This window comes from uncultured Helicobacter sp. (assembly GCF_947367035.1).
GTDB lineage: Bacteria > Campylobacterota > Campylobacteria > Campylobacterales > Helicobacteraceae > Helicobacter_D.
Genome location: NZ_CANBCA010000008.1, coordinates 37,033 through 61,383, shown reverse-complemented (window position 1 = coordinate 61,383; position 24,351 = coordinate 37,033). Strand labels below are relative to the sequence as shown.

29 protein-coding genes are annotated in these 24,351 nt (G+C 37.9%); 21 read left to right on the top strand and 8 right to left on the bottom strand.

The genetic code is table 11. The features are described 5' to 3' along the window. The first annotated feature begins 1 nt into the window (after position 1). Genes Q0Y61_RS04180 through Q0Y61_RS04145 form a run of 8 tightly spaced genes read left to right on the top strand, consistent with a single transcriptional unit; the run spans position 2 to position 6,166 of the window. Positions 2-223, top strand: coding sequence for a hypothetical protein (locus Q0Y61_RS04180; protein ID WP_297811848.1), 222 nt, complete (start codon positions 2-4; stop codon positions 221-223). Further along, the gene (gene eno / locus Q0Y61_RS04175; RefSeq protein WP_297811845.1) at positions 220-1,494 is read left to right on the top strand and encodes a phosphopyruvate hydratase; all 1,275 of its coding nucleotides are present in this window, start codon (positions 220-222) and stop codon (positions 1,492-1,494) included. The genes Q0Y61_RS04180 and eno overlap by 4 nt, the downstream gene beginning before the upstream one ends. Continuing rightward, positions 1,494-1,739 carry a hypothetical protein gene (locus Q0Y61_RS04170; protein ID WP_297811842.1) on the top strand — a complete coding sequence of 82 codons (246 nt, stop codon included), beginning with the start codon at positions 1,494-1,496 and terminating at the stop codon, positions 1,737-1,739. The genes eno and Q0Y61_RS04170 overlap by 1 nt, the downstream gene beginning before the upstream one ends. Continuing rightward, the gene (locus Q0Y61_RS04165; protein WP_297811839.1) at positions 1,736-2,599 is read left to right on the top strand and encodes an AMIN domain-containing protein; all 864 of its coding nucleotides are present in this window, start codon (positions 1,736-1,738) and stop codon (positions 2,597-2,599) included. The genes Q0Y61_RS04170 and Q0Y61_RS04165 overlap by 4 nt, the downstream gene beginning before the upstream one ends. Beyond that, a complete protein-coding gene (locus Q0Y61_RS04160) occupies positions 2,586-3,077 on the top strand; it encodes a shikimate kinase (protein ID WP_297811836.1) in 492 nt (163 codons plus the stop codon). The genes Q0Y61_RS04165 and Q0Y61_RS04160 overlap by 14 nt, the downstream gene beginning before the upstream one ends. Then, a complete protein-coding gene (locus Q0Y61_RS04155) occupies positions 3,074-4,189 on the top strand; it encodes a glycosyltransferase family 4 protein (protein WP_297811833.1) in 1,116 nt (371 codons plus the stop codon). The genes Q0Y61_RS04160 and Q0Y61_RS04155 overlap by 4 nt, the downstream gene beginning before the upstream one ends. After that, positions 4,186-5,265 (top strand): lipopolysaccharide heptosyltransferase II, encoded by a 1,080-nt coding sequence (waaF, locus tag Q0Y61_RS04150; RefSeq protein ID WP_297811830.1) that lies wholly within the window; start codon positions 4,186-4,188, stop codon positions 5,263-5,265. The genes Q0Y61_RS04155 and waaF overlap by 4 nt, the downstream gene beginning before the upstream one ends. 34 nt (positions 5,266-5,299) lie before the next feature. Then, on the top strand, positions 5,300-6,166 hold the full coding sequence (locus Q0Y61_RS04145) for an MqnA/MqnD/SBP family protein (RefSeq protein WP_297811827.1): 867 nt from the start codon (positions 5,300-5,302) through the stop codon (positions 6,164-6,166). On the opposite strand, the gene trpS is transcribed toward Q0Y61_RS04145, so the two are convergent. Further along, positions 6,163-7,152: a tryptophan--tRNA ligase gene (gene trpS / locus Q0Y61_RS04140; RefSeq protein WP_297811824.1), complete on the bottom strand. Its 990-nt coding sequence runs from the start codon at positions 7,150-7,152 to the stop codon at positions 6,163-6,165. The genes Q0Y61_RS04145 and trpS overlap by 4 nt on opposite strands. Positions 7,153-7,248: 96 nt before the next feature. On the opposite strand from trpS, the gene hisF reads away from it, so the two are divergent. Further along, positions 7,249-8,019, top strand: a complete 771-nt coding sequence (gene hisF / locus Q0Y61_RS04135) for an imidazole glycerol phosphate synthase subunit HisF (RefSeq protein ID WP_297811821.1) — start codon at positions 7,249-7,251, stop codon at positions 8,017-8,019. Between the two features lie 292 nt (positions 8,020-8,311). On the opposite strand, the gene Q0Y61_RS04130 is transcribed toward hisF, so the two are convergent. Continuing rightward, positions 8,312-8,815: a hypothetical protein gene (locus Q0Y61_RS04130; protein ID WP_297811818.1), complete on the bottom strand. Its 504-nt coding sequence runs from the start codon at positions 8,813-8,815 to the stop codon at positions 8,312-8,314. 9 nt (positions 8,816-8,824) lie between these two features. Next, positions 8,825-9,412 carry a DUF4879 domain-containing protein gene (locus Q0Y61_RS04125; protein ID WP_297811815.1) on the bottom strand — a complete coding sequence of 196 codons (588 nt, stop codon included), beginning with the start codon at positions 9,410-9,412 and terminating at the stop codon, positions 8,825-8,827. 146 nt (positions 9,413-9,558) lie between these two features. Here Q0Y61_RS04125 and Q0Y61_RS04120 point away from each other — a divergent pair, with 146 nt between their 5' ends. Genes Q0Y61_RS04120 through Q0Y61_RS04080 form a run of 9 tightly spaced genes read left to right on the top strand, consistent with a single transcriptional unit; the run spans position 9,559 to position 17,721 of the window. After that, positions 9,559-11,151, top strand: a complete 1,593-nt coding sequence (locus Q0Y61_RS04120; RefSeq protein ID WP_297811812.1) for an ABC-F family ATP-binding cassette domain-containing protein — start codon at positions 9,559-9,561, stop codon at positions 11,149-11,151. A gap of 9 nt (positions 11,152-11,160) precedes the next feature. Continuing rightward, entirely contained in the window at positions 11,161-11,322 is a 162-nt protein-coding gene (locus Q0Y61_RS04115) for a hypothetical protein (RefSeq protein ID WP_297811809.1), read from the top strand. Continuing rightward, on the top strand, positions 11,300-14,098 hold the full coding sequence (locus tag Q0Y61_RS04110; RefSeq protein ID WP_297811805.1) for a DUF4910 domain-containing protein: 2,799 nt from the start codon (positions 11,300-11,302) through the stop codon (positions 14,096-14,098). The genes Q0Y61_RS04115 and Q0Y61_RS04110 overlap by 23 nt, the downstream gene beginning before the upstream one ends. Then, positions 14,095-14,325, top strand: coding sequence for a hypothetical protein (locus Q0Y61_RS04105; protein WP_297811802.1), 231 nt, complete (start codon positions 14,095-14,097; stop codon positions 14,323-14,325). The genes Q0Y61_RS04110 and Q0Y61_RS04105 overlap by 4 nt, the downstream gene beginning before the upstream one ends. A 1-nt stretch (position 14,326) precedes the next feature. Then, positions 14,327-15,043 carry a hypothetical protein gene (locus Q0Y61_RS04100; protein WP_297811799.1) on the top strand — a complete coding sequence of 239 codons (717 nt, stop codon included), beginning with the start codon at positions 14,327-14,329 and terminating at the stop codon, positions 15,041-15,043. Continuing rightward, positions 15,040-15,897, top strand: a complete 858-nt coding sequence (locus Q0Y61_RS04095; RefSeq protein WP_297811796.1) for an AAC(3) family N-acetyltransferase — start codon at positions 15,040-15,042, stop codon at positions 15,895-15,897. The genes Q0Y61_RS04100 and Q0Y61_RS04095 overlap by 4 nt, the downstream gene beginning before the upstream one ends. Positions 15,898-15,909: 12 nt before the next feature. Further along, positions 15,910-16,731 carry a formyltransferase family protein gene (locus Q0Y61_RS04090; protein WP_297811793.1) on the top strand — a complete coding sequence of 274 codons (822 nt, stop codon included), beginning with the start codon at positions 15,910-15,912 and terminating at the stop codon, positions 16,729-16,731. Continuing rightward, the gene (locus tag Q0Y61_RS04085) at positions 16,724-16,951 is read left to right on the top strand and encodes a phosphopantetheine-binding protein (protein WP_297811791.1); all 228 of its coding nucleotides are present in this window, start codon (positions 16,724-16,726) and stop codon (positions 16,949-16,951) included. The genes Q0Y61_RS04090 and Q0Y61_RS04085 overlap by 8 nt, the downstream gene beginning before the upstream one ends. Beyond that, the gene (locus tag Q0Y61_RS04080) at positions 16,951-17,721 is read left to right on the top strand and encodes an AAC(3) family N-acetyltransferase (RefSeq protein ID WP_297811788.1); all 771 of its coding nucleotides are present in this window, start codon (positions 16,951-16,953) and stop codon (positions 17,719-17,721) included. The genes Q0Y61_RS04085 and Q0Y61_RS04080 overlap by 1 nt, the downstream gene beginning before the upstream one ends. A 2-nt stretch (positions 17,722-17,723) precedes the next feature. Here Q0Y61_RS04080 and Q0Y61_RS04075 read toward each other — a convergent pair whose 3' ends face one another. Further along, the gene (locus Q0Y61_RS04075; RefSeq protein WP_297811785.1) at positions 17,724-18,086 is read right to left on the bottom strand and encodes a hypothetical protein; all 363 of its coding nucleotides are present in this window, start codon (positions 18,084-18,086) and stop codon (positions 17,724-17,726) included. A gap of 91 nt (positions 18,087-18,177) precedes the next feature. Here Q0Y61_RS04075 and Q0Y61_RS04070 point away from each other — a divergent pair, with 91 nt between their 5' ends. The 3 genes from Q0Y61_RS04070 to Q0Y61_RS04060 are packed head-to-tail and all read left to right on the top strand — an operon-like array spanning position 18,178 to position 20,651. Next, a complete protein-coding gene (locus Q0Y61_RS04070) occupies positions 18,178-19,152 on the top strand; it encodes a methionine ABC transporter ATP-binding protein (RefSeq protein ID WP_297811782.1) in 975 nt (324 codons plus the stop codon). Further along, positions 19,145-19,795, top strand: a complete 651-nt coding sequence (locus tag Q0Y61_RS04065) for a methionine ABC transporter permease (protein ID WP_297811778.1) — start codon at positions 19,145-19,147, stop codon at positions 19,793-19,795. Before Q0Y61_RS04070 ends, Q0Y61_RS04065 begins: the two co-directional genes overlap by 8 nt. A 16-nt stretch (positions 19,796-19,811) precedes the next feature. Next, positions 19,812-20,651, top strand: coding sequence for a MetQ/NlpA family ABC transporter substrate-binding protein (locus tag Q0Y61_RS04060; protein ID WP_297811775.1), 840 nt, complete (start codon positions 19,812-19,814; stop codon positions 20,649-20,651). 83 nt (positions 20,652-20,734) lie between these two features. On the opposite strand, the gene Q0Y61_RS04055 is transcribed toward Q0Y61_RS04060, so the two are convergent. From Q0Y61_RS04055 to Q0Y61_RS04040, 4 genes are all read right to left on the bottom strand, one after another. Further along, positions 20,735-21,160, bottom strand: a complete 426-nt coding sequence (locus tag Q0Y61_RS04055) for a PepSY-like domain-containing protein (protein WP_297811772.1) — start codon at positions 21,158-21,160, stop codon at positions 20,735-20,737. Between the two features lie 82 nt (positions 21,161-21,242). Next, positions 21,243-21,479, bottom strand: a complete 237-nt coding sequence (locus Q0Y61_RS04050; RefSeq protein WP_297811768.1) for a transcriptional regulator — start codon at positions 21,477-21,479, stop codon at positions 21,243-21,245. 424 nt (positions 21,480-21,903) lie between these two features. Further along, on the bottom strand, positions 21,904-22,119 hold the full coding sequence (locus Q0Y61_RS04045; RefSeq protein WP_297811765.1) for a hypothetical protein: 216 nt from the start codon (positions 22,117-22,119) through the stop codon (positions 21,904-21,906). A gap of 357 nt (positions 22,120-22,476) precedes the next feature. Continuing rightward, a complete protein-coding gene (locus Q0Y61_RS04040; protein WP_297811762.1) occupies positions 22,477-24,351 on the bottom strand; it encodes a primosomal protein N' in 1,875 nt (624 codons plus the stop codon).

Sequence of the window (24,351 nt, the reverse complement as noted above, 5' to 3'; positions counted from 1 at the left end):
AATGATGAAAAAAAATGTTTTAAAAGCAAGTTTTCTTGCGATTCTTTTTGGCACATTGTGCAATATTGCTTTGGCAGAGGATAAATCTTGTTGCACAATTTCAGGTGCAGGGAGCTTCACCTTAAGTGAAGAAGATAAAGCGGCTTTGCAAGATAAAAATCAACCCAATGACTCTAAAACCTCTCAAGAAATAAACGACCAGTCAAACAAGGAGAAACAATGATTTATATTGACGACATTAATGCGCAAGAGGTATTAGATAGCAGGGGGAATCCAACAGTTAAAGCAACTATTCTTTTAAGTGATGGAAATGTTGCAAGCGCAATCGTCCCAAGTGGTGCAAGCACAGGCAAAAGAGAGGCATTGGAGCTACGTGATAAAGAAGAGCGATTCTTAGGTAAAGGCGTTTTGAAGGCGTGTGAAAACATTAATACAACTATTTGCGATTCCATCACGGGACTAAGCCCTTTTGATCAAGCTGAAATTGACAATCTTTTAATAGAACTTGATGGCACAGAAAACTTCTCTAATCTAGGTGCAAATGCCACTTTAGGAGTTTCTATGGCAGTTGCTCGCGCGGCAGCGAAAAGTTTAAATATCCCACTTTATCGTTACTTAGGTGGTGCAAATGCTATCACATTGCCTGTCCCTATGCTTAATATCATCAATGGTGGAAGCCACGCAGACAACACAGTGGATTTTCAAGAATATATGATTATGCCTGTTGGTTTTGAATGCTTTAGTGAAGCATTGCGCGCAAGTGCAGAAATCTATCAATGCTTAAAAAAACTCTTAAAAGATTCTAAACATATTACAAGCATTGGTGATGAAGGGGGATTTGCACCAAATCTCAAAACCAATGAAGAACCAATCCAAATTATTTTGGAAGCAATCAAAAAGGCAGGTTATAAAGAGGGGGAACAAATAGCAATTGCATTAGATGTCGCAAGTAGCGAATTTGTGAATGACAAGGGCATTTATTGTCTAAAAGGAGAGGGTAGAAATCTAAGTAGTGAAGAATTAATTGAATACTATGAAAAACTGATTGCAAAATACCCTATTGTTTCTATTGAAGATGGCTTAAGTGAAGATGATTGGGAAGGCTGGAGTAAGCTAACGCAAAAACTTGGCAATAAGGTGCAACTTGTAGGAGATGATTTGTTTGTAACCAATGCTAAAATTTTAGAAGGAGGCATTACAAAAAACATCGCAAATGCTATCTTAATCAAACCGAATCAAATCGGCACTATAAGCCAAACTATGAAGACTATTCGTTTAGCTCAACGCAATCATTATCGTTGCATTATGAGCCATCGTAGCGGGGAAAGCGAAGATAGTTTCATCGCAGATTTTGCTGTGGCATTAAATACTGGTGAAATCAAAACAGGCTCAACAGCAAGAAGTGAGCGTATGGCAAAATATAATCGCCTATTAACTATTGAAAATGAATTAAGCTTTCCTGTTTATTTAGGTAAAAAACTTTTTTGTAGATAATGGAATCTTCTACATTTAAAAAGGGTGGATTTTATAAACTTTTGCCCTTTTTGAGTCTTGTTTTATTCATTTGTATTCTAGGAGTTTATTTTGGTAATTTACTCTTTGGCGATAATTCTTTAAGTGTGCTTTTAAGCCTTAAAAATAAGGAATCCCAAATGCGCCAAGAAGTCAATCGCTTAATGCACGAAAATGCAAATTTGCAAAAAGAACTTTTTGAATTGAAAGGACTTGAACCCCAATGAAATACTTAAAACTAATTTGTAGCTCTATTCTGTTTGCGAGTGGAGTGTTGGCTGAAGAAAATGAGCCAAAAGCTCTACCAGACATTCCGACTTTAAACATTGATGCACAAAAACAATCCAAACCCCAAACCTCTACTAATCCTGTCAATCAAGAATCACAAAGCGTTTCAACACTACAAAATTCCAATTCTACGCCTACACAAGGGGATTTAAAAAATATTCCAACAACATCTAATACCACAGACATATTACAACCCTTAACCGAAGATAACGTAGAAAATAACGAAACCAAAAGAGGACGCGACCCTTTTACGCCTATTATCACACCAAAAGCTAGTGGGCAAATCACAAATGCCCCGCAATTAGATTTATTCACTAAAACTGAATTGATTTTGCCCTCTACTGCTAGAAAAATCAAAAAAATTATTTTAGAATACCAAAATCTCAATGGTTCTATTACAAGTATTGAACAGAATCTTGAAGGCGATATTGATTGGCATTTTCCACTCATCTTAAGCCAAGAAGTGCAACCTAAAGCCCAAAATATTGTGGATAAACAAAGCTTCACTTTAAGCCGTCTATTTGAATTTGAAATCACTAAACAAAATATCAAATTCAAAACTTCACTCAAACGTCTTCGTGATTTTACACTTGCTTCTCCCACGCGTTTAGTGCTAGATTTCAAAGCTCCAGATAAAACACCTTTACAGGAAATTTTTGATACACAAATTCCCTCCATTCCAAAAGTTTCCTTAAGCACGCATTTAGACTTTTATCGCATTACATTCAATTTTGATGGACAATACAAATATAAAATAATCCAAAATTCTGCTAGAGATTATACAATTGAACTCTACTAATTGTGTCCTTGTCGGCTTTATGGGTAGTGGCAAAAGCACCATTGCTAAAGCCCTACATCAAGCCAATCACGCATTGATTTTAGAGAGTGATTCTATCATTGAAACCAATGAAGGATTAAGCATAAAAGAAATTTTTTCACTTTATGGCGAAACATACTTTAGAGATTTAGAGTGCAAATTTTGTCAATTTGTAACACATAATGTCCAAAACGCCATTATTTCTACTGGAGGCGGAATGCCTCTATTTTGTGATGTTCAATCTATGGGAAAAGTTTTTTTTCTACATTTGGAATTTGAAACAATTTTTGCACGCCTTAATGCAAATGAAAGGGATAAACGCCCTTTATTTAAAAACTACAATTCTGCATTAGATCTTTACAATCAACGATTAAAACACTACCTATCTTGCGCCCATTATATCATCAATGCCGACCAAAGCATTCACATAATTGTGCAAAATATTTTGGAGAGATTATGAATCTAATTTTTGTCCGATTTAAAAGCTCTAAAGTTGGTGGGGCAGAAAAATATCTTTTGCGCTTAAAAAATGCCCTAGAATCGCGAGACTCCAAACGAAGCAATCCTAGAATTGAAGTTTTCTCTAGTGGAGATTATGGACAATCCGCTGAATTTCGCATTAATGTTCCATCATTTCTTCCCTCCTTTTTAAAATTTCTTTGTTTTTTAGTTGCCTATGAAAAATACTACAAGCGGCATTGCCACTCTATCTACTTTAGCCTAGAACGTGTTTTGCACTGCGATATTTATCGTGCGGGTGATGGAATCCATAAAGAATGGTTAGAAATCAAAACGAAAAATAATGCTTGGTTAAAATTTAAAAGCCATTTTAATCCAATCAACTTCATCTACGCTTCTCTAGAATCAAAGCTTTTTTTAAACGCTAAAATTATCATTGCAAACTCTAAAATGATTCAATCTTCTTTGATTGAAAACTTCAAAGTTGCGCCAGAAAAAATTCGCGTAATTTACAATGGCATCACTTTACCAGATTCTTTTGATAAGCTTTCGTCTAAAAAGAATCTTTGTAAGGATTTTTCTAATCTTGAAAATAAAATACTTTTACTCTTTGTTGGCAGTGGTTATGCGCGAAAAGGCTTAAAACAAGCTCTTCTTATGCTCTCTAAAATTCCATACAAAAATTGGCATTTTTTAATCATTGGTAGAGAAAAACATCAAAGGCACTATGAGCAAATCGCAAAACAATTCAATCTTACAGAAAAAACGCTATTTTTAGGAGCGCAAACAGAGGTTTCTCGTTTTTATGCAGCAAGTGACATTTTTCTCTTTCCAACTTTTTATGAGCCTTGTTCTAATGCTACATTAGAAGCCGCAAGTTTTGAAAATGCGATCTTAACAACTAAGCAAAACGGCGCAGGAGAATTATTTAATCCAAAGTTTTTATTAGATACCCCAAACTCTATTATGCAAGGAAGCGAAATGCTCAAAAAACTTTTACAAAATCCTGACCTCTTAAAAGAAATGCAAAAAAGCTGTGCAAAGGCTGTTTCCCACTTAAGCGTTCAAAACAATTTACAACAAACTTTACAAGTTATTAATGAATTAAAATGATGAATATTTTAGTGAGAATCCCAAATTGGCTAGGCGATGCGGTAATGGCTACTTTTGCGTTAGAGATTCTATTTTCACGCTTTCCTAAAGCATACTTTTATTTCGTTGGCAGTGCTACAAGTATCGCACTCTTTGCACACTATCCAAATGTAACCACGATAGAGGATAAAAGCAAAAAAGCAAGATTTAGAATCCTAAACCTTTATCATCTTGGCAAATCTATTCCACCCTGTGATTTAGGTTTCACTTTTCAAAACAACTTGCTCTCCGCTCTTTTACTTTTCTTTAATGGCACAAAGTTCCGTGCGGGTTTTTCCACAGAAATGCGAAGCTTTTTACTCACATTTTACCCTAAAAAACCAAAGAATATGCACGAAGCTTTGCGCTTTTCAACCCTTGTAGAATCCGCTCTGCACTCACCTAGACTAAAAAACTTGCCGCTTCAAGAGGTAGAAGTGCTACCTAAGCTTTATCTTAAAAAGCCTCCATTGCAAGTAAATCTTCCAAAACATTTTAAGGATTCCAAAATTGTTGGAATTAACGCAGGAGCAACATTTGGGACAGCAAAACGTTGGGAAGAATCCTATTTTGCACAAGTTATAGGGTTTTTATTACAACAAAATTATAAAATTATTCTTTTTGGCATTACAAATGAAAATGAAATCAATAATGAGATTTTGAGACATTTACATCAAATGCCAAATCTCAACGAAGATTTATTGGGTAATATTTTAAATTTAAGCGGAAAAACTACTATTGAAAGCCTCATAGCACATTTTCTTAAGCTTCATTTTTTACTTACCAATGACAGCGGTCCAATGCACATTGCAAGCGCATTGGAGATTCCAACTCTCGCCCTTTTTGGACCTACAAACACCAAGGAAACTTGCCCCTTTAATGCCAAAAATTCGCATATTCTCTCCCTTGAAACATTCCACCAAAAACTTCCTTGTATGCCTTGTATGCAACGCACCTGCCCACTTCCTAAAGACTCTACAACCTTTCACGCCTGTATGCGCAACCTTACGCCAAACCTTGTTATCACAAAACTTCAATCAATCTTAAGTGAAGTTTAAATAAAATCCACTCCAAAATTACAAGTGAGTCATAATGAGAACTTTAAGCTTAGGGCATTCACCTGATGCAGACGACCTTTTTATGTATTATGCCATTAAGTTCGGTTGGGTTAGCAATCCTGAAATTCATTTTCAATCTAGTGCGCTAGACATTGAAACGCTTAATATCAAAGCTTTAGGAGGTGAGCTAGATATTTCTGCTATTTCGTTTGGTGTTTATCCACTCTTGGCACAAGAACAATGTTTGTTAAGAACAGGAGTGAGTTTTGGTGTAGGATATGGACCCAAATTAATTAAACTGAAAGGCAAAAGACTTAGAAAAAACTTCAGAGTTGCTTTAAGTGGCACACATACAACCAATGCAATGCTCTTTAAAATCGCCTATCCTGAAGCAAGAATTGTTTATAAAAACTTTCTTGAAATTGAAAATGCTGTGCTTCAAGGCGAAGTAGATGCAGGCGTGCTAATTCACGAATCTATTTTAACTTTTAATGAAAGACTAGAAGTTGAACGAGAGATTTGGGAGATTTGGCATACATTAAATGGCAATGCCAACTTACCTTTGCCACTAGGAGGAATGTGCTTACGCCGTTCCATTCCACTTAATGTTGCAATTATGTGTGAGGAATTACTAACCAAAGCCGTGAAAGTTGCTCTAGAAAATAAACCTCTCCTCTCTTCAATGCTCCAAGAGCGGAATCTGATTCGTGTAGATTCCAAACAACTAGAAACTTACCTCAACCTCTACGCTAATGGGGATTCTATAAGCCTAAGCGAAAAGCAGCTAGAAGCAATCAACGCTCTTTTTAAAATCGGCTATGACCACAAAATTTACTCACAAATTTTAGAAGTAAAAGATTGTTTGATTCCAATAGACTACAAAGAGTTTCGTAACTCTTAAATCAAACCCATTTTTTCTTTCGCTTCCTTGTAGGTTGTAGCAGCAATCTCGCGTGCGCGTGCTTCTCCTTCTTGCAAGATTTTGTGTAAATAATCCTTTTCGCTGCTTAGCTTTTCGTAGGCTTGACGAATCGGGCGCAATCCCTCAATCACGACTTCTGCTACCTTTTCTTTCAGTTTGCCATAACCTTGCCCTGCAAACTCTGCTTCAATCTCCTCTGCTTTTTGTTTGGTAAAACACTGATAAATATTTAGCAGATTATAAACCCCTGCACGATTCTTATCAAATGCGATGATTCCCTCACTATCAGTGGTTGCCTTTTTAAACTTCTTTACTATTACTTCTGGTGTATCTATAAGAGCAATGGAGTGATTGGGCTTATCACTTGAGCTTTTGCTCATCTTTTTAGTCGGGTCATCTAAGCCCATAATGCGTGCGCCCTCTTTTAAAATCATCGGCTCTGGCACAACAAAAGTTTCTCCAAAATCACGATTAAACCGCATTGCCGTATCGCGGGCTAACTCAATATGTTGCTTTTGGTCTTCTCCCACAGGGACAAGATTACTTTGATAGAGCAAAATATCCGCGCTCATCAAATTGGGATAATTCAAAAGTCCGGCAAAAATATTTTTAGGATTTTTCGCACTTTTATCTTTAAATTGTGTCATACGACTTAAATCCCCCATTGGAGTTATGCAAGTTAATAACCACGCCAAAGAAGTGTGTTCTTGGATTCGCGATTGAATAAAAAGTGTGGATTTTTGCGGGTTAATCCCACAAGCAAGGAGCATAGCGCATAAATCATAAGTTTTCTCGCGCAAAATACTTGGGGTTTGCGGAATTGTAATTGCATGAGAATTGACCACGCAAAAAATATTTTCATACAAATCCTGACGCTCTACCCAATTTTTCACCGCACCCAAATAGTTTCCTAGATGAATATTGCCTGTGGGTTGAATCCCAGAAAACACGCGCGACTTTTGCATAATAATCCTTAATAAGTTTAAATCAAGCCGCAATTATAGCCAAAACTTAGACTTAAAAGAAAATTTGCTAAGATTTTGCAAACAAAAGGAAATAAAATGAGCAAAGACACATTGGCAAAGAGAATCATTCCGTGTTTAGATATTAAAAACGGACGCGTGGTTAAGGGCGTAAATTTCGTAGGGCTTCAAGATGCGGGGAATCCTGTGGAGGTTGCCAGACGCTACAACGACGAGGGTGCAGACGAGATTACCTTTTTGGATATTACGGCTACCCTTGAAGCAAGGAATACAACCCTTGAAATGGTGCGCAATGTCGCCAAAGAAGTCTTTATCCCGCTAACGGTTGGGGGCGGGATTTCAAGTTTGGAACATATTTATGATTTGCTGAATGCGGGCTGCGATAAGGTCAGCCTTAACTCCTCGGCACTTAAGAATCCCGATTTAATTACGCAAGGTGCGAAGCGATTTGGTTCTCAATGTATTGTTATAGCCATTGACGCCAAAAGGCGCGTAAATGGGATTGGTTGGGAAGTTTATACGCACGGAGGACGCAACAACACAGGAGTGGATTTGGAACAATGGGCAAAGCAATCCTATGAGCGCGGAGCAGGTGAGATTCTGCTTACAAGTATGGATTACGATGGCACAAAGGCAGGTTATGATTTGGAGCAGTTACGTTTGATTTCGCAAAGTGTTGGGATTCCGCTTATTGCAAGTGGTGGAGCAGGAAGCAAAGAGCACATTTTGCAAGCCTTTTTAAATGGCGCAGACGCCGCGCTTGCCGCGTCTATTTTTCATTATCAAGAAATCCACATTATGGATTTGAAGCAGTATCTAAAGGCACAAGGAATCGCAGTGAGGGTTTAACGCGCCTTTGCGTGTCCTTGCAAGACTTGACATTGTGTCATTGCGTGAGATTTATTCTTGCGGGATTCCATTTGCCCCCACCCACCTCGTCATTGCGAGAAAATTTGAAAAATTTTCGTGGCAATCCATATTTTTTATCTCGCCATTGAATATTTTTGATTACTAAGATTATGGATTGCTTCGTCGTTACACTCCTCGCAATGAAGAGGAGGAAGCGTGCTAGGGGTTGGGGGTTTAAGGGGGAAGGGGGACGCTTCGCAAGTAGAACCCTGCCCCATTAGGAGAGAGAATCTTAAGCCTTAATTCCTTGCAGAATCTCGCTTAAAATATCTATCGTCTTTGCCTTTCGCGCTTCAAATTGCGCTTGACTTTCAAATGCTCCATTGCTCAAATTCCCGCTTTGCACTCTATTGCTTTGCAACGCAAAGATTGTCTCATCAAGCAAATCTTGGATTTTTTCGGGGTTAGATTCTAGGCTACTCTCCCTTCGCACTTGGTTTAAAATCGCCTTATCTAGCTTAGAAACATCACTGATTCCTTGTGCTTTCATCGCCTTTTCTATGTCGTTGGCAAATTTTGCCGCAAGGGCAAGGGCGCGAGTCCCTCTATCAAGCGTGGGCGTGGAATCCTCTTGCTTGATTTGATTTCCTTGTTTTAGTTGCTCTAACTTTTCCTCTGTTGGCACTACCATACCGAGATATTCACCAAAGGTTTTCGTCTGCTCTTTGGATTGCGGGGCTTGATTAGAGGGATTCCTATATAGGGATAAATCCTGATAATTTTGCGTGATTTGCATAAAATCTCCTTATTTGATATAAATACTTGCACTCATTGTGGGACCAACATTAATGGAACGAGCAGTATAAACAAATTCACCACTAGAATTGCTAGGCTTTGAAATATCCCAAATTTCTAACCAACCATAAACGACATTGCTATTATTTACTGCACCTTGACAATCTATCATTGTCGCTTGATTTCCTGCGAAAGTTGCGCTATCTGTGCTTCTGCCTCCATAGCCTACTACGCCCGTAATAACTTCAAATGGATTGCCCCCGTGATTGATAATAGTTTCTGTTTGAGTATCACTAGAAATCTCTTCACAATCATAGCCTGTTTGCTCTTTCATTTGAGATGAACACACTCCTATGATATACACGGCACTTACAGGTGGGGCTGCTGCCTTTGTGGCTTCATTGTTTTTATTTGCTTCATACGCTTTTTTCATTCGCTCTAGTGATTTATCAAATTTCCCACTAAGGATTCTTTCCTTTAGTGGAGAGTTTGCCTCTACATAAAGCGTTAGTCCATTGCGTGTAACTTTCTCTTTGCCCTCTGTGGTATAGTTGCTATCTGCACCAAATGCGATTCCACAACCTAAAACACTTGCCAATGCAAAACTTAAAAATTTTCTTGTTATTTTAACTCCTTAAAATAAGATATGTAGAATCTTAAGCAAAAAGTATGCCAATATTAAGATTCTATTCCTTAAGCAAGATTCAATTAAAATTTCAAAATTTTATTTTAGGAAATAGGTGTATGGTTCAAATTACCGGACTTAGTATGCAATATGCTACGAAAAAACTTTTTGAAAATGTCAATCTGAAGCTGGATAAAGGCAAGCGATATGGACTAATCGGCGCAAATGGTGCGGGAAAATCTACCTTTTTAAAAATCCTTAGTGGCGAGATTGAACGCACAAGCGGCGACATTGCTTTTAACCCCAATACAAGACTTGGGGTTTTGGGACAAAATCAATTTGCGTTTGAAGAATTTAGCATTAAAGATTGTGTGCTTTTTGGCAACAAGCGACTTTATGACGCAATAAAAGAAAAGGAATCGCTCTACAATGCAGGGGATTTTAGCGATGCAGTCAATGAGCGTTTAGGTGAGTTAGAGATGATTTGCGCAGAGGAAGACCCAACTTATGAATACGATGTGCAAATAGAAAAGATTTTGGAGGATTTGGGATTCCCAGCAAAACAACACGAGGAGCTAATGAAAACGCTCACAGGCGGGGATAAGTTTAAAGTGCTTTTGGCACAAGTTTTGTTTCCCAAACCGGACATTTTATTTTTAGATGAGCCGACAAACAATCTTGACTTAAAGGCGATTGCTTACTTAGAGGAGCAACTAAAACGACACGAGGGAACGCTTGTCGTTATCTCACACGATAGACATTTTTTAAACAGCGTTTGCACGCATATTTTGGATTTGGACTTCAAAAGTGTGCGTGAGTTTAGCGGCAACTATGATGATTGGTATATTGCCTCTACACTGATTGCCAAACAGCAAGAGATGGAGCGCACCAAAAAACTAAAAGAAAAAGAGGAATTAGAATCTTTCATCGTGCGATTCTCTGCGAATGCTTCTAAGGCAAAACAAGCAACAAGCAGACAAAAGCAACTAGAAAAGTTGGACATAAAAGGCTTGGAAGTCTCTAGCCGCAGAGACCCTAGTATTGTTTTTAAGCCTAATCGCACAATTGGAAATGAAGCCTTAAACATTGAAAATCTCTCCTTTAGTTATGGGGATTTGTGTATTTTAAAAAATCTTAACCTTACGATTCTACCCGGAGACAAAATCGCACTCATTGGACGCAATGGAATTGGAAAAACGACTTTTTGTGAGCTAATTTACGAACACCTTAAACCACAAAATGGCACGATTCAATGGGGTGCTACGATTGAACGAGGTTATTTTCCACAAAACACGACAGAGGTAATTCAAGGAGAGGAAACACTCTATGAATGGCTAAGAAACTTTGATAAGAAAAAAGAAGCGGGAGAGATTCGCAATGCACTTGGGCGAATGCTCTTTAATGGAGGGGAACAAGAAAAAAATGTCGGCGCACTTAGCGGAGGTGAGAAACACCGCATAATGCTTAGCAAGTTAATGCTAGAGGGCGGGAACTTCCTCGTATTGGACGAACCCACCAACCATTTGGATTTGGAGGCGATTATTGCGCTAGGCGAGGCATTATATAAATACAGCGGAAATGTGATTTGCATAAGTCACGATAGAGAATTGATTGACGCGTATGCGAATCGAATTATAGAATTTAAAGAAAACAACGAAGTGGTAGATTTTCGCGGAAGCTATGAGGAATATCTTGCCTCACAAGAATGCTAAGGAATCCCAATGGAGTTAAGAAATAATCTTTTAAATGCCTTTGAAACCTATGCGGACAATATCGCCATAGAAGTGGAGAACCGCTCACTTACCTATGCAAACCTCCAAAGCCAAAGCTTCAATCTCATTGCGTTTTTAAAGGCTAAAAATGGGGGGGGGGGGGCGAAATAGCCTCTTTATCTTTGGGTATCGTGAGCTAGAAGTTTATATCAGCATTATTGCCTGCACTCTTGGCAATATCACCTTTATTCCCTTAAATCCAAAATTTCCCAAAGAAAGACTTAAAAATATCATAGAACGCGCAAGTGGTGCGCCAATGATATTAGCCCCAAGTTGCATAGAATCCTTTAGAAAAATCGCCGATTCTCTGCCAAGCCTCCTCATCTTTAGTTTTGAAGAATCCTTGCAAGACGAGTTTCCTAACCACGAATGGATTACGATTCCGAACCTACAACAAGAAACACAAAGTAAGCAACAAGATTTAGTGCAGGATTTAGCCCCTGCTTATTTGCTCTTTACAAGCGGTAGCACCGGGATTCCAAAGGGTGTTTTAGTCTCACGCGCAAACCTCACAAACTATTGCCAAAGAATCCAATCCCTCTACCATTTCGCGCCGCAGGATAGAATCTCGCAATTTTTTGATATAACCTTTGATTTGAGTATGCACGATATTTTTTGCACTTTGCTTTGTGGAGCGACTTTGGTTGTGATTCCGCACAAAGTCCTTTTCAATCCTATTCCTTTCATTGCTTCTAAAAAGATTCATATTCTCTTTGTCGTGCCCTCACTCCTAGCCTATTTGCAAAAGTTTAAAGCGCTTAAACCCAATGCGCTTCCAATGCTAAGAGCCGCTCTCTTTTGCGGAGAGGCACTACCTCTTGCCGCTGCTTTGGAGTTTGCTAAGGTTGCGCCCAATGCACTTTTAGATAATCTCTATGGTCCCACAGAGGCGACGATTAGCTTCACACAATATCGCTTGATTGCAGAGGGTGGAATCGGTAAATGCGGAATCCCTACGCACTTTTGCGAGATTCTACCGCTTGGCTTACCCTATAAAGGCTTACACATAAGCCTAAGAGACGAAAAAGGGCTAGAGATTCCGCAAGGAGAAGTTGGGGAAATTTGGCTCGGAGGTGACCAAGTTTCACTAGGATACTACAAGGACGCAGACAAAACACGAGAAAAATTCATCGTTGAAAATGAGGTGTGCTGGTATAAAACAGGAGATTTAGGCAAGTTTGATGATACTTTAAACGCCTATTGCTTTTGCGGACGCATAGACGAGCAAGTCAAGGTGCAGGGATTCCGTGTAGAACTTTTAGAAATTGATAATGCACTCTATCAAGCAAGTGGCACACAATCTCGCGCAATTCTATTAGAAAAGGACGGCTTAAGCTCGCTTTATGGCATATGTGAAACTTCCGCAATAGATTCTAAACAAATTTTAGAAGCCTTGCGCACCAAACTTCCCTTTTATATGCTACCAAGCAAGATTCTTGCATTAGAAAAATTCCCATTAAACTCTAATGGTAAAGTGGATAGAAAGGCTATTAAGCAATGGGCAATCCAAAACCTAGAATCGCAAAATCCCGTAAAATCAAACGAGCCTCCCCAAACCAAACCCCATAACAAAGACGCGATGGATTTTCTAAGCTATGGTGAGGAAATGCTAGCTTTAACCAAAAAATTATTTAAGATTCCGCGCTCTCTTAGCGGAAATGGAAACCGAGAAACTTTAAAAATCTTGCAAGAATTGCTCCCAAATCTTAAAATTTATGAAGTGCCAAGCAGGACAAAGGCATTTGATTGGGAGATTCCAAAGGAATGGAATGTCAAAGATGCCTACATTCTCACACCAAGTGGAGAGAAAATCTGCGACTTCAAGGAAAACAATTTACACCTAATGGGATATTCCATTCCCTGCCAATGTGCGCTTACATTTAAGGAGCTAGAATCCCATTTGTATTCTTTGGAGAATCAACCCAGTGCAATTCCTTATATCACAAGTTATTATAAAGAGCGGTGGGGATTTTGCCTCTCTTTTGAGGAGTTTTGCGCCTTGAAAGAAAAATACAAAGATTCGCAAAAAAAGTTTCAAATCCACATTGATAGTCACTTAGAGAGCGGAAACTTAAGCTATGCTGAACTTTACATTCAAGGCAAAAGCAAACAAGAGATTGTCTTTAGCACCTATATTTGCCACCCGCAAATGGTAAATAACGAACTAAGCGGAATCGCGCTTGCTTGCGCACTAGGTAAAATTTTAAGCCAAAGGGAGAATCCCTACTCCATTCGCATTTTATTTCTACCCGAAACGATTGGAAGTATTTATTATCTAAGTCGCCATTTAGAGCATTTACAAGCCTCTTGTATCGCGGGATTCGTGCTGACTTGCATAGGAGATTCTAGGAGCTATTCCGTGCTGCACTCTAGGGAGGGCAACAATCTAGCCGATAGAGCGGCAAAGCACGTTTTAACGCATTATTATAAGGGCTTTAAGGAATACAGCTACCTAGATAGAGGAAGTGATGAGAGACAATATTGTGCGCCCAATGTGGATTTACCCTTTGCAACCCTAATGCGCACGAAGTTTGGCGCATATCCGGAATACCACACCTCTTTGGATGATTTAAGCCTAGTCAGTGCGCAGAGTTTTGCAGATAGTTTGCAGTATGTTTGGAGAATCTTGCGTGCTTTGGAACTCAATGGAATCTACCAAAACACGATTCTTTGCGAACCTCAACTTGGTAAAAGGGGGCTTTATCCCACACTTAGCACTAAAGATTCCATTAATCAAATCAAGGATATGCGCAATCTTTTAATGTATTGTGATGGTAAAAAGGACTTGCTAGAAATCGCTGAAATTTGCAATATTGACTTACTCATAATGCAAGAATGGATAGAAAAATTCTTAAGCGCAAAATTGATTACAAAGGTAGGACAATGATAGAACAAGAGATTTTAGAGTTTTTGCAAGAGAAAGGAATCACGTTTGAGGGGGATTTGCAAAGTAAAAATACCTTTGAAGTGATAGATTCTATGGGGTTTTTGGAGTTGTTAAACTTCCTAGAGCATCGCACAGGAGCGGAGCTAGATTTAAGCGCATTGGACTTAGAGGACTTTGTAACTTTGGGTGGACTTGTAGAAAGTATAGAAAAGATTTTGGAGACATAAAATGCTAGATTATGACAAACTCTATAATTCCGAATTTATCGTTTTTAAAGACTGCTATAAGACTTGCGATTCGTATTGTTGTAGTAATTTTTTAGGCAAGTCTTTTAAGATTCTAAGTAAAAACCACGTTGTCTTGCCACTTTTAGAGGAGGAATATCTGCACTACAAAAGTAAGGGCGGAATCCAAAACATTACGCAAGAAAAAAGGGAGGTTTATACGCTCAAAAATGGCAAACAACTTGTCCTTTACTTTTTGTATTGTGAATGTGGTGGCTTGTGTCAGCCCCACGCGATGCGTCCGCTTATTTGCAGGATTTATCCTTATTTTCCTCTTGTAAGCCTAGAGGGTGAAATTTTAGGATTCTACCCTGCTTCCTTAATGGATTTGTTCTTTAGCAAAAAGGAATCGCATTGTTGCACCCTCGTGCGTGAAAAGAACGCGGAGATAAAAGCGCAATTAACCCAAAGCCTAAAAACGCTTTTAGAATCCCCACTTTATATTTTTACTTTTAGGGCATTAGAAATCTTGACAAAAACCCTGCAAAAGCACCTAAATTACGCCTGTATAGATACATTAAATCCACAAGAAAAGGCGGGATTCCTAAAACGGCTAGAATGGAGCTTACTAAGCAACAAGGCGTGGGATAATGCGGAGTTTAAAGACGCCATTACCCAAGAATACAAGGCAATCTCAAAACGCTATGGGGATTTTTTATGAAAGCCTACACCTTAGCGCAAATCCAAGCAATTTTACAAGGCTTGAATCTCAAAGACAACCAAACGCTTTTAATCCATAGTGCGTTGCAAAACTTTGGAATCTTGCAAGGATATGAGATTGCGAGGATTCCGCAAGTTTGGCTTCACTCTCTCTTAGAACTCACTTCCACGCACAACCTCATCGTTCCCACTTTTAACTACGACTTCCCCGAAAGCCATTTAGAGGATTTGCGGTTCCAACAAAGTAAAATCGGAATCCTAAACGAGGAGTTTAGAAAAATCGCTCCGCTTAGAAGCACACACCCGATGTTTAATTTCTGTGGATTTGGCAGAAATGCAGAAAAAATCTTGCAACCTACGGCATTGGAAACAAATCCTTTTTTGCAAACAAGCGTCTTTCATCGCCTATTTTTAGAAAATGCTTTAATGCTTTTTCTTGGCATTGATTTGCGCGTTTGCACTTTTATGGTATATGTAGAGGCAATGTTTGGGGTGAAATACAGATTTTTTAAGCCCTTTTTAGGAGAAGTCATTACACATAATGGGCAGAGATTGCAAGGGGAATTTTATCACTTTTGTTTGCCCCAAAGTGAGAAGCTAAAGGTAAGCTACCATAGAATCCAACAAGATCTTTTGTGCGCAAATATTTTGCGATTCTTTCCACTTGGGGGAAGCGGAATCTACACCTTTAGAGCAAAGGAGTTTTTTTACTTCGTCCAAAACCGCTTGAGACAAGAGCCTTTTCTCTTGCTAGAAACGCCCCCTAAGACACATTATCACTGGATTAATAATGCAGAGCAAATAATTGGGGGGGGGGCAAAAAGCCATAAGATTCTTTGCAACCCCCTATATTGAAAGGGTTGCAGCGTGAGAGGGGTTGTATTTGAACAAATCTTAATTCTAGGCACAGGCACTCTAGCACTCAATATCGCAAAGAAACTAAAGGAGATGTGTGCAGATTCTTATCCCAAACTCCTTTGCGCCTCTTATTTGGAATCGCATTTTTCACTCTTTAGCGCTTGGTGCAAAACTTCAAAAATCCCCTATACAAACTTCTGCGACAAAACCACCTTAGAGGATTATCTTAAAACATTTCAAACCCCTACCCTTATCATTAGTGCGCACAATTATTATCTTTTTCCACCAAAACTTTTGCGAAATAAAGCCTTAAAAATCATCAATTATCACAACTCTCTTTTACCTCTACATCGTGGCTTAAATGCACAAATGTGGAGTATTTTTGAGCAGGATTCTGCAAGTGGAATCACTTGGCATTGTGTGTCTAGTGGAATTGATTGTGGAGACATTATCATTCAAAAATCCATTCCGCTAGATTCTACCTACACTTACTTGAAACTCACGCAAGAACAGATCCAGTTAGGCTTTAATGCCCTTGTGGAGATTTGCGATTCTCTAATGCAGTGGAATCTATCCTTAAAAGCACAAGAAGGCAGCAACAATTCTACATTGCACAGCGCAAGGGATTTGCCAAACAATGGAATCTTAGATTTGCATTGGAATTTTGAGAAAAAAAGCGCATTTTTGCGCAGTATGGATTGTGGCAAAAGCCAATCTTTACCCAAGCCAAAGATTCTTTTAGAGGGCGAGAAATATGCGATTTTAGACTACACCCCAAATCCAAAAAATGCGCTTGGATTTGACTTTACTTTAGGAGAATGTAATGAATAATTTAGAGACGATTTTACAAGAAATTGTTGCGGACATAGACTTGAGAAGTCAAGATTTCATTGGAGAAGGTTTTTTGGATTCTTTTGCATTAATATCATTGATTGGGGCTTTGGAACAATCTTATCATATCTCAATTTTTGATGAGGAAATTGAGATACAAGATTATGTCAATTTGGAATCTATCAAGAATCTTTTGCGCAAAAAGGGAGTAAAAATCTAATGGATTGGCTAAGATTTAAAGAAAAGATTTACACCACGCAGGATTTACAAGAAATGCTTAGGGATCTTGGCATTAAGGAGGGAGACACTCTTTTGGTGCATACAGAATTTTTTAGGTTTGGGATTCCTTTGCTTCCAAGAGAAGCTTTTAATCAAGCTATTTGCCAAGCTTTTATAGAATCCTGCGGCAAAAGCGGTAATATCATCATTCCGTCTTTTACTTATAGTTTTTGTCAAAATGAGCCTTTTGATATCGTGCATTCCAAGTCAAAAGTAGGCAATCTTGGGAATTCTTTATTGCAGCTTGGTGGCAAGCGCACCTCTTGTCCGATTTTTTCTTGCGTAATCATTGGAGATTTAAGCGAAGAAATGCACGATTGTAAGGAAGTTTTAGGCAAAAATAGCATTTTTGATAGATTATTAGCACATAAGGGCAAAATTTTAACCTTTGGTAATAAATATGTCGGCTATACATTTATACATTATTTGGAATCCCTAGCCAATGTCCCTTACCGCTTTGACAAAACCTTTAGCGGAATCCTCATTGATGAAAAGGGCAAAATAACGCACAAAAGTGTTATTTACAAAGTCCGACATTTGGATAGCAAAAGTGAGCTAAATTACAAGAAAGTTGCGCATTTTTTCCTAGATTTAGGGATTTTAAGGGTTTTAAAGTTTGGCGGAGGCGAGATTGGCATAATGGAATCCCAAAAAGTCGCAAAAGCTATTTTGGAAGTTTTCGCAAAAGATTACGAATACTTTTTGGCTTAACTCTATTCCCCGCCTAAAATGCTTCCTTGTATGCTTCTTTGTAACTCTTGGGCTTTTTTGATCAACTCTTGCTGTTCTTTTTGTGCGTCATTTTCTTGTTTGGATTCTGTGGATTTGGAATCTTTTTGTGCAGTCTTTTGGGCTTTTGAAGTGGGTTTGGAATGGATAGAATCCTGCACACCCATTTTGACAAAAGTATCCTCATAATTTTTGCCACCCTTTTTTATCCGAATATACACCTGCCCGCTTGCTTGGTCGTATAGATAAGTGTCGTCCATATCGCTAAACATTACCCAAGGTTGTGCGCTTAAAATTCCACAAAACACTAACATTAACAACCATAATCTTACAAAACTTCGCAGCATAAAAACCCTTTTAGCTTTTTTTACTATAATTTCGCAATTTTATCAGATTTTGAATACAAAAAGATGAAGTGGTTAAACATTAAGGGGCAAAATGGATTTAATTCAAGTGCAAAACCTCTGCAAAAGTTATGGCGATTTAAAGGTGCTTCAAAACATTAATCTCAAGATTAAAAGAGGCTCAATCTTCGGACTTGTAGGGCATAGTGGAGCGGGCAAAAGCACTTTGCTTCGCACCTTTAATGGACTAGAACCGATTAATAAAGGCAGTGTGCAAATTGATGGATTAGAAATTTCTAAACTAAAGGGCAAAGAATTGCGCACCTTCAGACAAAAAGTTGGAATGATTTTTCAACATTTCTCACTCCTTCAGCGCAAAAATGTTTATGAAAACATTATCTTACCCCTCCAATGTGCCAAAGCGACAATCCAACCAGCAAAAATTAAGAATCTTTTAGAATTAGTTGGTTTGCAAGACAAAGCAAAGGCATATCCAAACGAACTTAGCGGAGGGCAAAAGCAACGCGTTGCGATTGCAAGGGCATTAGTGATGAATCCTATGTTACTCCTAAGTGATGAAGCCACAAGCGCACTAGACCCGAGTATCACGGGTGCTATTTTAGACTTGCTTGCGCAAATCAATCAAGAACTAGGCGTAACGATTGTGCTTGTAACACACGAAATGGAAGTAGTCAAGCGGCTTTGTGCAGAAGCTGCGTTTATGGAAAGTGGAGCGGTGTTAAAAAGTGGAAAAATTGAAGATTTATTCCTCTCGCCTGACCCAAAAATGCGCGAATTTTTAGGAGAAAATGAGATTTTACCAAATAAAGGGCTGAATATCCGCATTTATTTTCCTAAAAATCTAGCACAAAATCCTATTATTACGCAAATGGCGCGAGAATTACAAATGGATTTTAATATCGTATGGGGAAATTTGGAGTCTTTTAATGGAATCGCGCTAGGCATTTTGGTGATTAATATTGATAAAAGCGCTAAAGAAAAAGTCTGCAATTACTTGAATGCACGAGGCGCACAATGGGAGATTATTCAAGGGGGGCAAAATGAATAGCAAAATCATTTCTCTGCTTTTAGAGGCGACCTTAGATACGCTTTATATGAGTGTAACTGCAACAACGATTGCGACACTTTTGGCGATTGTGCCAAGCATTTTGCTTACCCTTTGTGCGCCAAATGGCTTAAGCCCCAATGCAATTATCTTCCGCACGCTTGATAGCATTACAAATACTTTGCGTTCTTTTCCTTTTTTAATTTTAATGGTGGTTCTGTTTCCCTTGACACAATTTATTGTAGGTAAAAGTATCGGTGCGAGTGCAGCAATCGTGCCACTTAGCATTGGCGCAGCACCCTTTATCGTGCGTATCATAGAAAATGCGCTTAAAGAAGTGGATAAAGGAGTGATTGAAGCTGCTCTTAGCTTTGGTGCAAGTAATTTACAAATTATCTTTCGGATTATGTTTGTAGAGGCCCTGCCAAGCATTGTCTCTGGAATCACACTTGCTCTTATCCTAGTTGTTGGATTTAGCGCGATGGCTGGAGCTGTGGGTGGAGGTGGATTAGGCGATATTGCAATTAAATATGGATATTATAGATTCCAAAGCGATATTATGTTATACACTGTTTTGATTTTAATTTTTCTAGTGCAGATAATTCAAAGTTTTGGGGATTTTCTGTATAAAAAATTAAAACATTAATTTTAAAAGGACAACAATGCTTAAAAAAATGATTTTTAACAAACTTGCACTTGGTGCAATAGCTCTTGCCGTAGTTTTTAGTGGTTGTGATTCCAAAGTAGAATCCCAAAGTAATGCACAAAATACAGAAAACAAAACAACACAAAAGTTAATTGTCGGTGCAACTCCAGAACCTCACGCGGTAATGCTAGAGCAGGTGAAAGAGACTTTAGCGAAAGAGGGAATTGAATTGGAGATAAAAGAATTTACCGATTATGTTACTCCAAACAAATCTTTAGACGATGGCTCATTAGACGCAAACTTTTTCCAACACAAGCCCTATTTGGATTCTTTTAATAAAGAGCATAACACAAAACTTATCAGTGTTGCTGGAATCCACTTAGAGCCAATGGGCGTATATTCTAAAAGCATTAAAAGTTTAGAGGAATTAAAAGAGGGTGATATGATTTCTTTGCCTAATGATCCTAGCAATGGCGCACGCGCACTTAGAATCCTGGAAGCTAATCAACTCATCAAAATTAAAGAAGGTGCAGAACTCCCAAGCGTCCAAGACATAATAGAAAATCCTAAAAACTTGAAATTTAAAGAAATGGACGCACCACAACTTGCGCGCGCACTTGGAGATGTCAGCGCATCAGTCATTAATACTAACTTCGCTTTACTTGCTGGATTAAACCCGCTTAATGATGCGATTGCACTTGAGAGCAAAGATTCTCCTTATGTTAATATCGTGGTAGTTAAAAGTGGTAAAGAAAATGATGAAAGAATTACAAAACTTATCCAATCTCTTCAGAGTGAGGCAGTGAGGCAATTTATCCTAGACCATTATCAAGGTGCGATTCTGCCAAGCTTCTAGGATATTGTGAAGTATAAGCCCACATACTTGCAAAACTGCAAGTTTCGTGGTGCGCAATTGCACATTCTATTGATAATAGAATCTTAATATTTTTCGCTTAGCACTTTCCCTTCTTTATCCATAATTAATTCTTTATGGTTATCTAATTTGACTTCATAGCCATTGTAGCTTTTAGAAATTTCCATAACTTTTGCAGTCGCATATTTTGCTTTAATACCATTAAGCACACCTTGAGGAATAAAGCCTGTATTGCTAATTGGCGCATAAGATTTAACTTCTCTCCAATCTCCGTCTTTTGCAAATTCTACTTTAGAATCATTGAGGAATTTCACTTCATAATCATTAAAGCTTTTTTCTACTAAGCCCACTTTCTCATTCGCAAAATAAGTTTGAATGAATTTTTGTGAATTTTGTGGCAACTCATTTTGTTGAATCACTACATCAGCAGCCAAAAGAGCATTTGCTCCAACCAATACACTAAAAGCACACGCTAAACCTAACTTTTTCATAAATAACTCCTTTAAAATAAAATTGTAAGTTAAATTATAAAAGGGGTTTATGAAGTTTTTTTAATAATTTGTCAATTTTTTGTCAAGTTGGAGTATTTATTCCTTTGGAATCTCTAGGATACTCTATCTCTGATTCTATCCTCTCTTCATACTGGATTAACTGCTCTAATGCACGGGCATTTTCTTTGCAATTTGCAATCATACTTTCAGCTTTTAATCCAATCATCAAAAGCCTATAAACCTTTGGGCGATCTTTTTTCCATTTTCTTAAAGTCTTCACATTAATATCTAGCTTACCTGCAAGATTGCGTTGCGTCATCTGAAACCTCTTAAATTTTACAAAAATCTATCTTTTCTCGCTTTAAAACACAACAAGGTAAGTTTGGGACTTCTTAATTATAAAAAGAGTAAAAATAGGATTTTATTTTCAGGTTAAAAAATACAAAAAACTATTCAAGAAAAACGAAATATAATTTATGGAAACTTAAACCAACAAAGGAATCACAAAATATAATTTTTAGGTTCTAACAATATTCTTTATTTCGCGGGGAAAATACTCAAATTATATTTCATAGAGATAATGGCTTAGTCTTCATAGGAAAAAACGCTCGCGTAAATGGAAAAATAGAAGTTGCCACCAATGGAGTGTGCTATATTGGCGATAATTCTACTTTCAATGGCGTAAATTTTAGTAAAAGCATTTACATCGGGACCACATTTGGTGCGGACAAGAAAGTGCGATACTAAAAGGCATATTTATCCCAAGCGGAAGCATTATTGGTGCTAAAAGCATTATAAGTGGAATCAAAGAATCCAACACTATTTACGTAGGGAATCCTGCACAATGCATCAAAAAGCATAAATTTTGGTTGCGTGATGACCCAACTGGAAACTGGACAAAAGAACAAACCACACTCCATAGTCAAAGAGAAACAAATGACTTTCAATACATTTACCAAAGAGAAAAATTCCTCTTTCTCCTAAATTATTCCACAAAATAACTTTCCAATCCCGTGCAAATTCCTGCACACAAGGGTATTCACTTATTTTAGCTACAAAAAGAATGTTTTACTTATAAACTTGGAGTTGCTTTGATACAAGCAAATAAGAATTGGGTTAAAGGAGGATTTTTAAGATTCCTTTTTCAAGAGATACCTAGATTAAAGAGAGAGTTTAGAGAGAAAAGAAAATGATTGACAACAAAGATTTTATCATTTCATTCACTAAGAAAGTTAAAGTTATGGATTAATACGAAGTCAGATGACTGCTTGTAAGGATAAATCCCTATGCTGTTATTACCAAAACCAAGGAGAGATTCATAGAAACTCTATTGGGTCTATATCTATTTCACACGCAAAAGAACGTAAGGGAAGCAATGCCAAATGCAGGCTTTTTGAGCTTTTAGAACGCAACATTATCATATAACGCCATTTGTTTGCGATTCGTGGAATCGGAGCGATTCCACTCCCAACAATTTCTACGACTAGAGATTCCGTATTGATTTGTATCTTTACAATCTTTAAAGCCTCTTGTAATAACTCTTGTGCTTTCTCCTCATTTTTATGCGCAAAATGCACTAAAGCTAAGCGCACAAATGGGGGATACAAATGCTTCCGCATTGCTAATTCTTCTTCCAAAAACTCCCCATAATCTCCTAAAAACTTCGTAAAAAATTCTTGGTGTAGAGTTTGCACAAACACTCTACCATTTTCTTTGCGCCCACTTCTGCCAGAGAGTTGAAACATCAAGGATAATGTCTTTTCTCTTGCTTTATAATCACTCCCTTTTAAAAGATAATCCAAACCTAAAATTACGCTTAAATTCACATTATGATAATCGTGTCCTTTGGAGAGCATTTGTGTGCCGACCAAAATATCAATTTTTTGCCGATTAAATTCTTCTAATATGCTTTTAAGTTTGCGTTGTGTGGTAATGGAATCACGGTCAAAACAAACAATATGACTTGTGGGCAAAGATTCTTTCAAATATCCTGCAAACTCTTGTGTCCCCATACGCAAACTTTGCAACACACCCCCACATTGAGGGCAATAATTTGGAATTGCTTGGGCAAAATGGCAATAATGGCACTTTAAACTTGAATCTTTTTTATGCAGACTTAAGGATACACTGCAATTTGGGCATTCTATACTAGAACCACATTGAGAACAAAGTAAATGTTTAAAGTTTGCGCGTGTAGGCAAAAAGACAATGGCTTGTTTGCGCTCATTATAGTTTTGCCTCAATTCATTCAACGCACTAGAATCCAATATATCATTACTGGAGCAAAAAAGATAGCTTTTTTGTGTCTGAAAGTATGTGCCTTTTAAGCGAAAAATTGCATTTTGCTTTTTAGCACGCAAATAAGTCGTTGCTAGAGGAGTTGCGCTACCTAGCACGATTTTTATTTTTGCCTTTTTTGCAAGATACAAAGCAACATCACGCGTGTGATAGCGGGGAGCAGAATTTGATTTATATGCGTCATCGTGTTCTTCATCAATAATGATTAAATCTAAACTCGCAAGAGGCAAAAAGAAAGCGGAGCGCGCTCCTGCTAGGATTCTCACTTTTCCTTCTTTTAAATCTTGTAAAATTTGTTGTTTAGCTTTACTTGTAACCTTAGAATGCCAAAACGCAAGACATTCACCAAAGACTGCTTTTAAACGTTTTTCCATTTGTGGAGTTAAGGAAATTTCTGGCATCAAAAAAAGCGCGTTTTTGCCCTTGTTTAAAGTTTGGCTTAGTAAATGAATATAAATTTCCGTTTTCCCACTTCCTGTATCACCAAAGAGTAAAGAATCTTGCCTTGCGTTGATAAAATCTAAGGCTTGTTGTTGTTGGATATTCAAAGGATTGAGTGTAAAATGTAGTTTTTGAAATTCTTTTACAAATCCTTTGGCAAAAGGGGTAAAAAGACCAAAACTAAGCGAATAAGAAGTGCAATAATAACTTGCAATAAATTTTGCAATTTGAGATTGTAAGGAAGAAAATTGAAATCCTAAAAGCACAGATTTTTCACAAACAAACTTCGGCGCTTCACACTCTTTTAACACCACACCTTGCACACACTTTGCCTTGAGTGGAATCTCTACTAATTCACCAATATTTAAGACTTGCTCACTCTGATAAGTCAATAATGGCGCTTTGTGTTTTAAAACAGCAATTTGATAATAAAATGGGGGAGAATGATACAA